The sequence below is a fragment of the Klebsiella grimontii genome (assembly GCF_900200035.1).
Lineage (GTDB): Bacteria > Pseudomonadota > Gammaproteobacteria > Enterobacterales > Enterobacteriaceae > Klebsiella > Klebsiella grimontii.
Map to the genome: position 1 here is coordinate 35,338 of NZ_FZTC01000002.1, position 15,059 is coordinate 50,396.

The 15,059-nt window shown below is 41.7% G+C and carries 13 protein-coding genes and 1 pseudogene; 5 read left to right on the forward strand and 9 right to left on the reverse strand.

What is annotated here, in order from left to right:
- Positions 1-29: 29 nt before the first annotated feature.
- The 4 genes from KOSB73_RS00725 to KOSB73_RS00740 form a co-directional block, all read right to left on the reverse strand.
- Positions 30-4,271 carry an Ig-like domain-containing protein gene (locus KOSB73_RS00725; protein WP_098140160.1) on the reverse strand — a complete coding sequence of 1,414 codons (4,242 nt, stop codon included), beginning with the start codon at positions 4,269-4,271 and terminating at the stop codon, positions 30-32.
- Positions 4,272-4,396: 125 nt separating this feature from the next.
- Positions 4,397-4,936: a plasmid transfer protein gene (locus KOSB73_RS00730; protein WP_098140161.1), complete on the reverse strand. Its 540-nt coding sequence runs from the start codon at positions 4,934-4,936 to the stop codon at positions 4,397-4,399.
- Complete coding sequence (locus KOSB73_RS00735; protein ID WP_098140162.1) at positions 4,921-5,316, reverse strand: hypothetical protein; 396 nt, start codon at positions 5,314-5,316, stop codon at positions 4,921-4,923. Before KOSB73_RS00735 ends, KOSB73_RS00730 begins: the two co-directional genes overlap by 16 nt.
- The gene (locus tag KOSB73_RS00740; RefSeq protein ID WP_098140163.1) at positions 5,306-5,758 is read right to left on the reverse strand and encodes an HtdA; all 453 of its coding nucleotides are present in this window, start codon (positions 5,756-5,758) and stop codon (positions 5,306-5,308) included. Before KOSB73_RS00740 ends, KOSB73_RS00735 begins: the two co-directional genes overlap by 11 nt.
- 106 nt (positions 5,759-5,864) lie before the next feature.
- Between KOSB73_RS00740 and KOSB73_RS00745 the strand changes: the two genes are divergently transcribed.
- The gene (locus KOSB73_RS00745; protein WP_098140164.1) at positions 5,865-6,977 is read left to right on the forward strand and encodes an RNA-guided endonuclease InsQ/TnpB family protein; all 1,113 of its coding nucleotides are present in this window, start codon (positions 5,865-5,867) and stop codon (positions 6,975-6,977) included.
- A gap of 488 nt (positions 6,978-7,465) precedes the next feature.
- Here KOSB73_RS00745 and KOSB73_RS31075 read toward each other — a convergent pair.
- A pseudogene (locus KOSB73_RS31075) lies at positions 7,466-7,674 on the reverse strand (zinc ribbon domain-containing protein); the annotation flags it as partial.
- Between the two features lie 144 nt (positions 7,675-7,818).
- Between KOSB73_RS31075 and KOSB73_RS00755 the strand changes: the two are divergent.
- Genes KOSB73_RS00755 through KOSB73_RS00770 form a run of 4 tightly spaced genes read left to right on the forward strand, consistent with a single transcriptional unit; the run spans position 7,819 to position 10,203 of the window.
- Entirely contained in the window at positions 7,819-8,622 is an 804-nt protein-coding gene (locus KOSB73_RS00755) for a metallophosphoesterase (RefSeq protein WP_098140166.1), read from the forward strand.
- Positions 8,612-9,328 (forward strand): hypothetical protein, encoded by a 717-nt coding sequence (locus tag KOSB73_RS00760; RefSeq protein WP_098140167.1) that lies wholly within the window; start codon positions 8,612-8,614, stop codon positions 9,326-9,328. The genes KOSB73_RS00755 and KOSB73_RS00760 overlap by 11 nt, the downstream gene beginning before the upstream one ends.
- On the forward strand, positions 9,315-9,815 hold the full coding sequence (locus KOSB73_RS00765) for a hypothetical protein (protein WP_098140168.1): 501 nt from the start codon (positions 9,315-9,317) through the stop codon (positions 9,813-9,815). Before KOSB73_RS00760 ends, KOSB73_RS00765 begins: the two co-directional genes overlap by 14 nt.
- The gene (locus tag KOSB73_RS00770) at positions 9,790-10,203 is read left to right on the forward strand and encodes a hypothetical protein (protein ID WP_042927279.1); all 414 of its coding nucleotides are present in this window, start codon (positions 9,790-9,792) and stop codon (positions 10,201-10,203) included. The genes KOSB73_RS00765 and KOSB73_RS00770 overlap by 26 nt, the downstream gene beginning before the upstream one ends.
- A 28-nt stretch (positions 10,204-10,231) precedes the next feature.
- On the opposite strand, the gene KOSB73_RS00775 is transcribed toward KOSB73_RS00770, so the two are convergent.
- Genes KOSB73_RS00775 through KOSB73_RS00790 form a run of 4 tightly spaced genes read right to left on the reverse strand, consistent with a single transcriptional unit; the run spans position 10,232 to position 15,059 of the window.
- Positions 10,232-12,949: a TraC family protein gene (locus KOSB73_RS00775; RefSeq protein ID WP_094645256.1), complete on the reverse strand. Its 2,718-nt coding sequence runs from the start codon at positions 12,947-12,949 to the stop codon at positions 10,232-10,234.
- Positions 12,950-12,997: 48 nt separating this feature from the next.
- A complete protein-coding gene (gene traV, locus KOSB73_RS00780; RefSeq protein ID WP_072046535.1) occupies positions 12,998-13,732 on the reverse strand; it encodes a type IV conjugative transfer system lipoprotein TraV in 735 nt (244 codons plus the stop codon).
- A 9-nt stretch (positions 13,733-13,741) separates the two neighbouring features.
- Positions 13,742-14,593 (reverse strand): thioredoxin domain-containing protein, encoded by an 852-nt coding sequence (locus tag KOSB73_RS00785; RefSeq protein WP_044349324.1) that lies wholly within the window; start codon positions 14,591-14,593, stop codon positions 13,742-13,744.
- 1 nt (position 14,594) lies between these two features.
- Entirely contained in the window at positions 14,595-15,059 is a 465-nt protein-coding gene (locus KOSB73_RS00790; RefSeq protein WP_044349322.1) for a hypothetical protein, read from the reverse strand.

Consider the following 15,059-nt stretch of genomic DNA (forward strand, 5'->3'; position numbering starts at 1 on the left):
GCAGTCACGGGGCTATGGGCAGTATGATGTCAGTTATTTAGTGTGATAAAACTTGTTGCCGTATCACCACTGTCATCATAAGCAGTGATTGATACCACCAGCTTACCTTTGTTTTGTGACTTTGACAGTGTAGCTGTGCTACCAAAAACGCCGCGAACCTGGTCATTAACCTTCCATACATAACTGGATATCTTTCCATCCGGGTCATTACATTTAGCCGTAAAAGCCCAGCTCAGCGGTGTTTCTGTATAAGTCAGGCTACAATTCGGTGGTGTGTTAGGTATCACGTCAAAGTCGACCGTTACACTCCCTCTCTGGCCCTGCGTACTGACAACATCCATTTCAAGCTTGTAGCTGCCCTCCATAATGTTCTCAAATGTCTGGGACCAGTAGTTTTTTCCTCCATCTACAGCTTTGCCATTCAGCTTAAAGGAGACATTATCAATGCTGTCGGCTGAGTGAGCTAGTTTTACACTCGACCTCATAGATAGATCTAATGGTGCCCTCATGAACTTGTTTGAATATTTGGGGTTAACCGTAATCTCCATTGGGTTCTGTTCGTTTACAACGAAAGTATATTCAACCCTTGCCTCATTATTACGGTTATCTTTCAGAACATAGGTTAGTGTATGCGTCCCTGACTTGAACACCTGGAACACTTTTTTCCCATTAGTATCACTATCAAGTGTCATGACATCTTTGTTGTATTGCCACTCCTCAGTGAAAACTACACCTGGATAGGTAACATCCACTCCCGTTACCGATACTGCCAATTCGGATGGGATCATTGTGTATTTGAGCTTTGTATTAAGGCGAGGCTCAGGGAATTTATATACCCATGATTTAACGCTAATCGTTCGCTTCGCTAATGTCCTTTCCTTAGCCTCTGGCATGTATGCCTGATAGGTAAACGCAGCGTAACCACGTGCATCAAGCATATCTTCGGTTAGCACAGTATCGAGAAGCCCGCCCTTCTTAACGCTCCCATCAGGCAGTATCCACTCCTCTAAAACCTCTGCATCAGATGAGTACTCAGTATTCGGGTTCGTGTAAGTTCCCTGCAAAGTTACTTTTTTGCCAACCTCTACTTGCGCGTTACCCTCAACCTTTACTGACAATTTCTTGTGCTTAATGACGGTTACACGAGCTCGTGTTTCTTTCCAAGCGGATGTACCGGCCATTTCATCGGTTTCGGTATATCGGACCTTCGCAAAAATATACTTCGGGACCTCCGAGGAGGTGATCGTGTATTTTACCCCCCCTTCAGTCCAATCTTCGCCATCCTCAGACCATTGCACGTCTACAGCACTACCTTTGATTTCTTCATTGTTGTCGGTCAGCGTTACAGGGATACTGTGCCCCTCAAGCACCTTGCCTACCGTTATAACCGGCTTAGGTTCTCTGTATGCGACCACAGTGAGATTATCGGTATATGACGTTTTACCCGTGTATTTGTTCGTTAATTTTGCACGATAGAGCCACTTGCCCACCTCTTTTTGTTTAATACTGACACTGCGAAGACCAGTCATATCCTCGAGAGTACTCCATGTAGATCCATTGTTACTGGAGATCTGCCATTCAGTCGGGCTAAGTGAATCATAATCATCAGTACTTTTGGTTCTGAAAGAGACCATTGCCGAAAGTGGTACACGGCCAACAATCAGCGATTTAGAAAGACCACCTTCAAGGTCAGCTCCTTTATAGACCCGGATACTAGTTGTGGACGTTTCACGTTGGAGCTCAAAGTCATCAAACGGGCTCCTTACTGTTGCTACAGCAATAATCCGGTGGCTACCCAGAGTCAGATCATCCATGTTAAGCTCGCCAGCTGCAATCCCCTCTGAATTGACTGCCAACTTACCGGTCAATGGAGTTCGTTCAGAAACTGAATAATCTTTACCAGTTTCAGCATCTGTCACCCATTTTGAAGTAACTTTGTAAACCACTACATCCCAGTTACCCATTGTTTTTTCGTCGTATAGAGTACAACTACAGCTGTTATTCCATTGACCAATGTTAACCGACACAGGCACTTTGAGGCTCGTTGCCGATTTACGCTCTTCCACCTTCATGTAAGCACGAATGCTGAAGTTAGGAACGGTATACACTTTGAGAATACTGGAGGACTTAATACTCGGTTCGTTCTCATAGGCAACATCAATGTTGACGTTGGTTTGTGTCCATAATGGAGCTGCTGGAACTTTAATTCGCTCGGAATAAGTTACAGGCGTGTCACCACTCGATTTGTTCTTATAAGTCGTCGTTTCCGGATCCTGACCCTCAACCTTAGACGTCAAGACAATGTTGGCCGGTACCGACTTCGCCAGAACTTTTGCCGCATCGCCTCCAGAGATATAGACCAGAGCGGTATTTTTACCTAAGGTACTAACCGTTTTACTTAACTTGTAAGAAATCTCGGGCGCGAAAGGTTCTACTGCCGGGATCGTTTTACGGTTATGAGCTGCAAGAGCTTTTGAGCCTTTTGTGTTTATCACATAAACGTTGTAATCAAGGATGTTATCCCCAACTTTAGAGAAGTAACCCGTCAGGCCAGGCACTTTAGATTTAGAGTAAAACTCCATACCTGCAGGAACGTTGTTCCACTGTACATAACAGGCAGTAGCGTAAATCCCATTGCCGAACTGACCAAGCAGAGCCTGAGCATCTTCCTCAGTAGAGAATATTTTGCAGGTATTTCCTGATTGTTGAGTGACCAGAGAGGTATAGGGACGTACGTAACTGTAAATTGTGGATGCTGAGTCGATGGACTTCAGGGTGAAGGTCATCGGCATGTAGGTAAAATCAATCGAATAGGTTTTAGATATTCCATTAACGTTTTCAGCTACAATTGTCAAAGTATGTACTTTGTTTGTTTCCAGTGACGTCATCTGATTTAAACGATAAATGCCTTTCACATTAGTTGGGCTGTATGAGGCCATGACATTATCAATAGCAACGCTTTTTATATCGGCCACGCCCTCTTCGCCCTGGAAGGCTGCAATAACGATTTCATTCAGAAAATAGACTTGATCCCGCTTAACGAGCTCCGCACCTTCCTTGTAGACAGTAACTGTGGGCTCATCTGAAAGTACTAATTTCGAGTCCGGTTCTGTATAACTTGAGTCGTTTCCGGCTGTGTTTGCGACAGAGAAAGTCGCAATGTATGACGCACTGGCAAGATCACTTATATCAAAGAAATAAACATATTTCCCGGCAACTTCCTGATACCCAGCAACTGGCTGCAGAGTTCTCCGGGAAGGAGTAGACCAGATTTTGTTAAAATTGAGTTCAGTACCATCGTCCAAAGTAACTTTTGTGGTTGGCGAGAAACTACCATCAGGAGCTAATGTCAGCGACATTGCCGCTGGTTTCCACCAGTCACCGGTATCAGACTTTGCTGGAACCGATACAGCAACAGCGATTGTTTTCGGACCGACAAATATGTCTTTATCACCAACTTTAAAAGCCCGGGCTTCTTTAGATACGTTCCAGAAAGTGCTATCGACTGCCGGAGCACGGTAATCCCAGCTTAGTCTCACATTAGCTGAGATAGGTGGGGAAAAAAAGTTATTAGCTGAGTTCAATGTTATGGCTACATCACGGCTGCCGAAATCGGAACTGCCGTCACTGATACCTACGCTTCCAGTCGTGATAGAGCATTTTGATGCGCCAGTCGCGATAGCACATGAGGTTCCGGAACCGACAGAAGCAACTATGTCGTAATCGCGAGGCTCCACAGAGATCTCAATATTTGAGAGAGTCTCGTTTTTTATGTATGAAATTAGTGTGGAGCCCGAGGTGCCGTTACTCATTGACCCTTTAATACTTGAAAAAACAGGGGCTATGGGTTCCACAGTCTTAAAAATATACTCCCCTTCACGAACAATCACTTTTTCTCTTTCTGAGCCAGAGTAGTAGGCGATCTGCCAGGGCAATTTAATGTCACCTGCAATTGCGGGGTAACCCTTGAGTGAAAAGCCATTGGCAACCGGCATACCGGAGTTATTGGGTAACCACTCGAAAACACATTTCAGGCTTCCAGCCGTGCTTTTGACATTAGGGTCAGAGGATATATCGCATCCATCCGAAACTGGTATGGCAGTTACAGTGTTTTCTTTTACAAACGCTGTATTTACTTGTGGTGATGTCGAAAATTTGACATCAGGTAAGGCGGTCTCTAAGGTCCCGGAAACCATGATAGATTCTGCGTTAGACAAAGCACTGAACACAGAACAGAACATCAGCAATGAGATTTTATTAATTTTAGTCATGGGAAGCTCTGCACGTAGTTATGCCATAGTTGCACCTACTGTATCTTATGAGGCAAGCGTAATTACCGAATTAAGTGACGTGATTTTATTTAATTTTCGCAAAATGCGTTTGTATAAGGTAAAAGTTACTTTTGCGATCGAGCGCTTGCATTAAGACGCATGCACGTCAGTATCGTATCGGGCGGTAAGCCAGGATTTCGAGATTGAATGACTGAGAGGAGGAAAAGGCCTAACCTCAGACAAGCCGAAGGTTCAATACTAATTTTATGTACGAAATTGACTCCACTTTCTGCCTTGTTTATGGCAAGAACCCCACCTTCAAGCGTAGCTGTTGGTTTACCGTCAAAAGTTACTTTTATGTTTTTGTAGACCAAGATCCCCTGATGCTTCGTTTTCTTATCTTTAAGCGATGCCTCAGGAGTCAGGCGAAGGAACACCATGCATAAAGTGATGACTTCATCGTCACTTAGCTTTGTTGAAATACATTTATTACCTGTCCAGTCAAAGGACCCAGACTTTTCTGGAGAAGAACCGGTAAGAATCAGGTTAACGTCACCATTGGATGCTGAAGTATTGAGTTCAAGCGCAGATTTTCCGGAGTTAAATACCTTCTCGTTTCTGTATTGCGACTGGCATATTGACTTTGTTGTTAAATTTTCCACCATATATTTCTCTCACCTTCGTTAACTAAGTTTTTAAGGACCCCAATGTAGGTGTTTTCACCAGAACGTTTCATGGCAATAATATAAGCATTAGTTTCCAGTATTAGATAACTCCCCGAAGGTGCTCCGGGGGGAAGTTCTTCAGAAGTTAATTTTTTAGTGTATTCTCTTTTTACGACAGCAGGTATGTTGTTAATCAGAATTGTTTTATTATCAACTATCTGAAAGTTTAAACTAGCTTCATCTCCAGCAAGGCTTAAAGCACGTACCGATTTTTGTTTAAAACTTAACAGGCTCTGCTCGGCCATCATTAGTGAATAAATGAAAGCCAGACAAATCATAGGTAATACAAATAAACTCACTTTTTTAAGATTAAGTTTCATCGTTATCTTCAAAACCCCCTTGAGTTTGGCAGGCTGTAATGTAAAGAAGCCTCAGTTGATGTAAGAAATTGCCTGCCGTTGCTCCACCGACAAATGTTATCAGTCTGTTAATTCTTGTCCCGGCGTCCTCAAGCTCAAACTCAGCAACTCCGCAATCAGACATAATCGTCATGGTGTTTTCATCCAGATCTTCATCAAGTGAAGGTGGAATAATAATAGACAAAATAACAGTGTCGACCGGCGCTATTTCCCAGTTGTAATCTTCGCGGGCCATAGGAGTAATCTGAATAAAGTAACCATCCAGAATCAAAGAAAGTGGATTATGAGTGGTTTCAGCAAAGCCAAAAGTATTTGGTACTTCTTCGAAGGTTAAGCCTGAACGCTCAATAATTCTGAGGAGTTCATGCTTTCTTACCCCATGGTAAATCATGCCATCTGTCATCTGTTAAGCCCTGCGGAGACCTCGCCCAATACGGGCAGGATGGAAAGGGAGAGCAATCTATTTGTTCGGCGTTGCATTTTACATTTTCCCCGATATTATGTGAAGCATGAAACGTGCATATAAATACCGCTTTTACCCGACACCTGAACAAGCTGAGCTGCTGGCCCAGACGTTCGGGTGTGTGCGTTTTGTCTATAACCACATCCTACGCTGGCGTACTGATGCCTACTACGAACGCCAGGAGAAAATCGGCTACACACAAGCCAACGCTCGCTTAACTACCCTGAAGAAAGAGCCTAATTTTGAGTGGCTTAACGATGTTTCTTGCGTCCCGTTGCAGCAAGTTTTGCGGCACCAGCAAGCTGCATTCTCAAACTTTTTCGCAGGCCGCGCTAAATACCCGACCTTCAAAAGTAAGCGGCATAAACAATCTGCCGAATTTACCGTCAGCGCGTTTAAGTACCGTGATGGCAAGCTATACATGGCTAAAAGTAAAGAGCCGCTGGCGGTGCGCTGGTCGCGTCCTTTACCTTCTGCACCATCAACCATCACCATTTCCAGAGATGCAGCAGGACGATACTTTGTTTCCTGCCTCTGTGAATTTGAGCCAGCGTTACTACCTGTGGTGAATAAGACCGTGGGTATTGATGTTGGTCTGAACACCCTGTTCGCCACTGACACCGGATTCAAAACCGGCAATCCCCGCCAGACTGAGCGTTTCGCTGACAAACTGGCAAAGCTACAACGCCGACTGAGTAAGAAAAAGCTTGGCTCGAAAAACCGCGAGAAGGCTCGCCAGAAGGTCGCCCGACTCCACGCGAAAATTGCTGATTGCCGTATGGATAACCTGCACAAGCTATCCCGCAAACTGATAAACGAAAACCAAGTTGTTTGCGCTGAATCCCTGAAAGTGAAGAACATGATCCGCAATCCCAGACTGGCAAAACAAATTGCCGATGTAAGTTGGTGCGAGTTTGTCCGGCAGCTTGAATACAAAGCTGAGTGGGCCGGGAGAACGCTGGTCAGAATCGACCAGTTTTTCCCGTCCTCAAAGCGATGTAGTGACTGCGGATATACCATGCAAAAAATGCCTCTTAGTGTTCGTGACTGGAGATGCCCGGAATGCGGCAGCGTCCATGATCGTGATATTAATGCGGCCCGAAATATAAAAGCGGCGGGACTCGCCGTGTTAGCCTGTGGAGAGACCGTAAGACCGTAACGACTTCAATGTTGTTGCGGCTGGCTCTGTGAAACAGGAATCCTCGCTCAAATCGGGCGGGGAAGACGTCAACTGTAGTTACTCATGTGCTTTGGTGGATGGTATGTCTCTAAAAATCATACCAAAAACCATTCCTACCTTAGCCTGAACGAGAAAAAAGTTAACCTTCTCACTGACTCCATAGGTTTATCTAATCTTAACATGTAAGCTACCGATTTGCGCATTCGTCGAAGTTCTCTGCCATATAAACCGCAACGTTAGTAATCTACGAACAGTAAAGGACACGTATTATTAACTCGTTCAACAAAATCATCAATTGAAAGAAACATTTGTCAACATCCAAAAAGTTACTTTTATCAGAACTTCTTCAAATTAGCTCCTACTAAAAACTGGATTTGAGATTCATTCACATCCTCCCCGCCCAGAATGTCGTGGATTCCTGCAGCGTTCAGATCGGAGTCTGAATCGCCTTGGAGGGTTCCTACGAACGGGTAGGCTGACGACACCAGCTCCCCACCAAAGGCCGATACGGCATCTCCTGAAGTTAAAATGTAATCTGCGGCGTTTACATCGGCGTACGCAGTGTAGCCGCATACCTGATACGCAAATTTGGTTTGAGACTTACAGTTTTCTTTCGAGTTCTGACCACAAAAGCGCACAGCTGACTGGAATAGGCTGGAGGGACTCCTATAACCTCAGAAAATGGTGTTTACGTACAGTAAAAAAGTGACTTTTTCAACAATCTTAAAAGTCATGAAAAAAATTCGGCAAAAATAGCATTTTGCCTCCAGAGCCAGCTCATATCTGTATGTTTGAAGGTATGATCAAGGTGAGGTGAAAAATGACTATTCTTTCAAATTTAAACATTGACCTGACGAGCTTTAACGGACGAATTCTTATCGTGAGTGATCTGTACGGACACTTTGATTTACTGCGCAAAGGTTTGTCACGCTTGACAGTGGTTGGTGACGAACTCGTAATTATAACTACCGGTAACCTTTTTGACTGGGGACCATCTGCTAAGAGTCTGTTGAGGTCAATCGTACAAAGAAAAATTGGTGATCAAAAAGTACATTTTTTTTCAGTCGTAGGTTTTCATGAGCTTCTCATGACTGATGCTATAACTCAAAAAAACATTAAAAACCTGCGTTATTATCCAGACACGCATACCCGTAAACACTGGAGAAGTTTGGGTGGAAAATGGCATGACCAATACGATCAAATCTTACTTGAACGTGACATCTACAAAATCGATTACCCATTGGTTATTAATGTAAAAACAAAGCACGGTGTTTACATAATTGGTTCGTCTGATATTCCCCATTATGGGAGGGAATGGAAAGATATTATAGAAACCCTAAACAAAATGGACAGTCAAAAACTGCGTATTATGGCAAGTAACATTACCAGAAGTCGGTATTTTCTTGAGTCTGGGAAAGTAATAGACAACGTTTCACTTGTAGTATTAGGTGCCCAACAACCTAAAGATATTGCTAATGGGCAGAAAGCCAACGTAAAGCTGAATAAACAAATTACTTGCCTGTTTCCTAATGACTGGGATGGGTTATCCTCTGCTCCATTGGATTTTAAAATAAAAATTCTTGATATCACTGATACTGAACTGGGGCGTTTATATGAATTTTAGATTAGTATCCTGCCTGCTCTTCTTACTGTTGCCTGCGACTTATGTTGTAGCTGATTCACGAATTAATCTTAGTGCTGATATTATTGTAGAAGAAAATAATAATAATTTAAATGCGAAGATTAATTATTTCAAAAACAAAGGTGACAATACAAAATATATAAGGATTACCAATAAAACTGTCATAACACCCTTAATGTTAACATTCCCAGACATTGATTTTTCAATTGCCGCAAAAAATGGACATGGTACCATTGCATCAATAGGTAAAAATTTTGTGTGGGTTGAGCCTGGAAGTGACGTAGTTCTCCGTATTAATGAGGGTGTGAAATTTTACGATTTCATTCCTGTAGTTTATATGGTTGGGAAGAAGAAACCTAAAGTTCTAACAGTTGTGACGGGTAAAGAAATAAATGCAGCTAAAGAGTCCATTATTATCACCTATAAGGACTCGCCTGAATTTATTCGAATTACTAATAATGATGTTGTAAACAGTGTATCAAATTTTGATGAAGTCAGTAAAATTAAAAGTGGATTTTCTAATCTAAAAGTTAGCAGGTTTACATCAATAAATCTCGACAAAGAGGTGTATATAATTTCGAGAAATGGGATGTTAGGAGGTTCACAGTATTTCACAAAGAACCTTATTGCCTACCCTAACGAAAATATTATAATAAAAGCCACCGGGGTGACTCATGTTAAAAAATAGCTTAATTCTATTTGTAACATTGCTACTTTCTGCTTGTCAGCAGCCTTTAGATTGGCACAGGAATCTACCTGCGATAAGCTACACACCTGTTAAAACCATCGATGTACCGGGTAAACTTACAGCTAAATACACGGTTCACGTAGTGAATGCAGGTTTAGAAGTATATGTAATTATAGATAATGGATATAATGAGTTTATGATGATTGATAAACTCGCTTTATATGGGAATCGTTGTGGATATGAATCTCAGAATGAAATTATAGTTCCACCATCATCGGTCAGTACATTTATGGTCCCGAATATCGCATTATTAGGATTGTGCTATACAGATGATATTAAAATGGTTTTTGTAAGCAAAAGGTTCAATGGTTTATCTAGTGAGAACAAAAAAATGGCCGTTCCTGTAGAAGTGGTGATGCGGTTTAAGCTTACTTCAACTAAAAAATATGAGGAGTATGTTAATGTTATTTATAGCCAGTGGGATTAAAAATTCTTGTTTCGCTCTATTCACTTTATTTTTTACAACTGGGATTACATGGGCCTTTTCCTACACTATAGATACGAATCCTCCTGGGGCAATAATCATTAACGTTGTCACAAAACAAAAAATAGGGGTAACTCCTGTGAAAGTAGAAATACCAGATACACAGGAAGGAAGAACATTTGGTATCTCATATAAGGACTACCGGAACGTTGCCCTCATGATATACAAACCAGCTCCAACGCCTGAGAGAGCCTTTACGAATAACCCCCCCGTTGTCGTCACAAGTGCCCTTCCGGGAGAATATCCGTTGGGCGTTAACATTGATGAATCACAGGATAAAGTCATTGTAGAATTGAGGCCGGTAATGTCTGAACGCGTAAATATCCAATGAATAAAGGGGCGTTAGCCCCTATATTCATTTATGCAACTAATTTTTTGGAAAGCCCTAATTGAATTTGTTCCTGTTCATACACTCTGTCGATAGCCTCTGCGTAGGTAAATCCGTCCTCAATAAGATTCCAGATTTTACGCCTGTCAGCAGGGTCTGTAGTAAAGCAAAGTTCCATTTTACGGTCTACATATAGACGTACTATCTGCTGTACGTTTTCGAAACGAATCATGATTTCAGAAAAAACAAATTTTTCAGTTCTTATCAACTTCATTCTTTCATATTCAGATGCTGTTGCAGAGATATATTTGTTCTTTTGCATTGAATCGATCGCTTCCGGAGATTGCTTCATGATGAACTTCCATGGTGAGTTGTTCGCGATTGCAATTCCTATTGGAGACTTGTAGAAGTCTTCAAAACTCTGTGTAATACAGATGCCTGCACAGTTAGTTTTTCGGAAGCGACGCCACGCAGCTTCAAGGAATTTAGTGAAGAATGTGACTGCAGCATCATCACCATTACTTTCACCTATGTATTCCCATGCCTCATCAAGAATAAACAGTCTGCGTCGACCATCTTTCTTAATAAACATAGCGTGTTGTGCAGCTTGAATAATTGACATTAAAACAACCCACTGAAGATGAGGGGTCGGTTTAAGTTCTTCCAGCTCTAATACAATAAACCGGCTATCAAAATCAATTGGTGGTAAGGAAGTTGTAAATCTTTTCCCGTAAATACCTCCTTCACACCATGGACCGAGTTGGACGCCGATATCTTTAATTTCCTGTTTATCTTGCTTTTTGCATTTTTCTGCAAACCCAGTAACAGAAGGAAGATAATTATCTTCCGGGTTTTTTGCTTCTTCAACAATAAGTCGAATCATTTCGGCTTCTTGGTAAGAACTAATATTACCGTTGCTTGATGCCATTAGCTTTATTTGATTCAAGACCATGATTGTCTGAGATATAATGTCTGATTCCTTATTTGAACCTTCTGAATTCCCCGTTACTCCCTCCAATGATTCATCATCGGTGTATTTTTTAACCATGAAAGCGAAAGGGTTAAGAGAAAACTTAGCATCAACACCGAAGTCAATAAACTGAGAGTCTTCAAATTGCTCAGCAAGCCCCTGATATGAACGTCCGATATCAACTACAAACACTTGAGCACCATCAGCAGAAGCATTAAATTTACCGCTTAAATCAAGTGGAGGGGAAAATTTATCGTTTGTAAGCTGTTCTCTAATATCATCAAAATGATACAAAGGATTTATATGTTCACCTGAACACAGATAGTTAAGAATGATATTGTTAGCTGCAAATGATTTTCCCGCTCCCGATGTTGCACCAACGCAGACATTATAAGATGCAGAAGTCTCAAAAATATCAATCATAACCAATTGCCCTTCACGAGTGACAAATGGTATCACCGGGTTTTGTGTGTTGCCTTTCCATGGGCCAAAAATTGGAGCTAAATGAGCTGCCCCCGTATTTGTCATCACATCACCACGATCCATATCTCTGAATGTGGGAGGGTCATTGCAGAGAGGTAAAGCTGACATGACACCGGAAAAGCAAATATAACTATCGTCAACAACAGTGATTTTTTTTTCACTGTAGTAACTTATAAGGCTTTTCGCAGCAACTTTGACTCTATCCAAAGTGTTATCCATAACAATAAATGTCATGTAGGTTCTTAATAATTTTGCTTTGTCTTCTAACTCTCTGGTTAATGCCGAATAATCTTTATCCATATCAGCAAGACGTGGAAGGTATTTCAACACGATCGGGATTTTGGATTGGTTATCTGTGATTGCTTTATAACGCAGATACTCTTTTTGAATTTTCTTTTGATACGGAAACTGAATGCAGAAATTAATTATAAATGGTGAGAATATAGTTTTGCTTCCTGTCATCCAGTCAACAACTAATTCATATATAGCCCCAAAATTCACATACTCAGGGAACTTTGTCATAGACAGGTGTTTAAAATATCGTTGAGCTGTTTCCTCGCCATCAGCAGTAAGTGAAGCGAAATAATCTTCACCGACTTCAAACTTTCTTCCCGGAACGTTTACCTGCTGATTTAATGGCTGAAGTGAGTTCGATTCCAGTCCACCATACTTCCAGCGAGCATCTTTTCCAGGGTTAATAACTTTATCTACGGTGTACAACCACATATCAGCATCACCAGTAACCGGTGATAGACTAAGCCCTTTCAATTTAGCCAGTAAATCTTTATAAATTGCATCCAGCCTAATTGATTCTGATTCATTTGGCACAAAACTATTGATTGGTATTCTGACAGTTATCCAAAGCTCAAAGTTCCTGAGTTTTAAATCATCGGCATGGGTAATTTTTACACCATCAGCAACTTTCAACGGGTCATACTGACTCTTAGAAAGATAATCAAGTGAATATACGGTCAACAGGTCTGCTTTTTCATTGTCGCGACCGCCCATTCGATTACCGCGACGACGCAACCAACGTGAGAGTGACGTATTAACATCAGGCAATGCTACCAACGACATCTGCATAATGGACTCAGCAGGGAAATCCATTTTAAACAAATCAGTCATCAGGTTTTGTTGGTTGTCATACAATCCTGGAGATGGGTTACAAATGAAAAACATGCCCACCGCATTATCTTCCAGTAAAAAATATGGAACGTCTACCATTCTGTCCACTACAGGAATGAAGTGTCCAAGATTTAATCTTTCCAGTTCTTTTGCAAGACGAGAATTGTTCATACGTTTACCTTACATTCCGTGGTGCTATTCATTTCTTCATGGAACGAGCTAGAATGAGCCGGTGACTCCAGCAGCCGTTACACCTTTAGCGCTGCGTTGCTGCTGCTGCATGTTATCGCGAGCACGATCCTGAACTTCCAAAGGTACAATTCGGGCGGGATTTTTCAGTGCTGAATCTCCAGCGACCCATGTTTGTGGTTTGACATTGACATATACATAACCAGGTAGGTTTAACGCGTCGTTATCGTCAGTGTAGGGTGCGATAAGAACACGCATAACTTTGCCTTGTCGCAACACAGCCAGAGGCTCTGGCGCAATCACTGCTTGTTTGGTGCCCTGCACCTGGTACTGACGCTCTTGATAAGCGCTAAGTGTTGGGTTAACAGGTTTACCATCAAATTCTGAATACAACCCTTTACCCGCCGGAACATGTTGCTGAGATACATAGCTTGCGGTTGTAAGTGGTTTAACCGGCTGCGGAGTGCCTGAAAATAACGGTTTTGGCCCAGTATTCACAACAGGTTTCTTAGGATACTGTACGCCCGGAGGAGGTGTTAATGTAGTTGGATACTGACTATCCGCAATATCCTGCTTTCCCACATCACCTTCCTTCTTTAAATATTTGAGATCGTCATGATTGTTGGTTGCTTCCATAATAGCCCTAGGACCCATGCACAGTACCCCCTCCTCAATGCCGGGACAGGAACTTTCAGATTGTCCGATGCAACCAGATAATGTTGATACTGCAGCAACTGATATGATGAGTTTTATGAAAATTTTCATATTTGACCTTTATTTATCAAATGGGTTTTGCAGCAAAGGTTGTAAATTCACTTTCAACCAGGCTTTAAAGTCTGTGGGTATCCCATTTCCTAAAAGCCCATCTTCGCGAACAACAGAGGGTGTACCTTGAACGTTATAAATAGATGCAAGATATAAACCTGTTATGATCGGTTCTACAGAGCAGTCAGTCAGGCTTTCATGTGGAATAAGACGAGTATTAATATCGCTTACTTTACCTAATAATGACTGAAGTATATCGTAATTAGTTACTTTACCGGCTTTAACAGAACACCACATCTGCTTGACTCTCTTTGCAGCCTCTCCTGGACTCGGTAGAATTACAATGTCAAAACGCACATCGTTTTTTATTTCATTCATTTTTCCGATAAATGCAACACAATCCGCACAGTCCAGTGTAATAAATATCACTGCCTGACGTTTTAGTGATGGGTTCCCAAACTGTATGGTAAAGGAATCCTCAGTTCTGAACGGTGCTTCACTCAACGGTAAAAAGTAACTTTTCCTGATATCAGCAATTGTCTGAATCTGAGTCTTGCGGATTACGTCATAGGCTTTACCTTCGGAAAATGAGTAACGACCTGTTGTTGTAACAATCGTCAAACCACTTCGTTGATCTTCAAATAAGAAAAGTCCACCAGTAGGTAAGTAGATTGCATCCTTCGCCTGGTAGGCCCCTAGCTTGTTTACCAAACCACGTGTCGACTGATTCAGAGCAAGACCGTTATCAGATGCTGAACGGGTTAATGCAGCAGCATCTGCATTGTATTGACCATTCGAGAATGAATATGACGAGTGTAGTAATGCAATCAAAATGAGTAAATTGAAAAGTAACTTTTTCATATTACTGCTTTTCCTCAAACATTTTCGGGTTTATTCCATATTCAGCGAGTTCACTCTCAACGTCTGTGTCGCTAATGTAAGAAATTTCACTTACAGATGACGGTCGGGTAATCACGTAATTCATATCAAGGACAAGTACGTCTCTGGCACGGTAAAGCGCCATTAGCTTACGGATATAGGGTATATAATCGTTATTATTTCCGTTATGTGCTTTCAGATATTGTTCATTTAGTGCTGAAGGGTTCAGCACTGCGATTTTTACGGACTCATTAAATAGGCTGAATCTTCCATCTATTTGCTTCCAGAGAAATACACCAACTCCAGAAATAATTGCAGCCAGAATGATAAATTTCAGCGACTTTTCTGCAAAAGAGTATGATACAGAAAATGTCAGATTTTTTCTCTCTTTGACATCTTGATCAAAGTCCGCGTCATTATGTTCATTTTTATTATTCTGTTCAGTCAT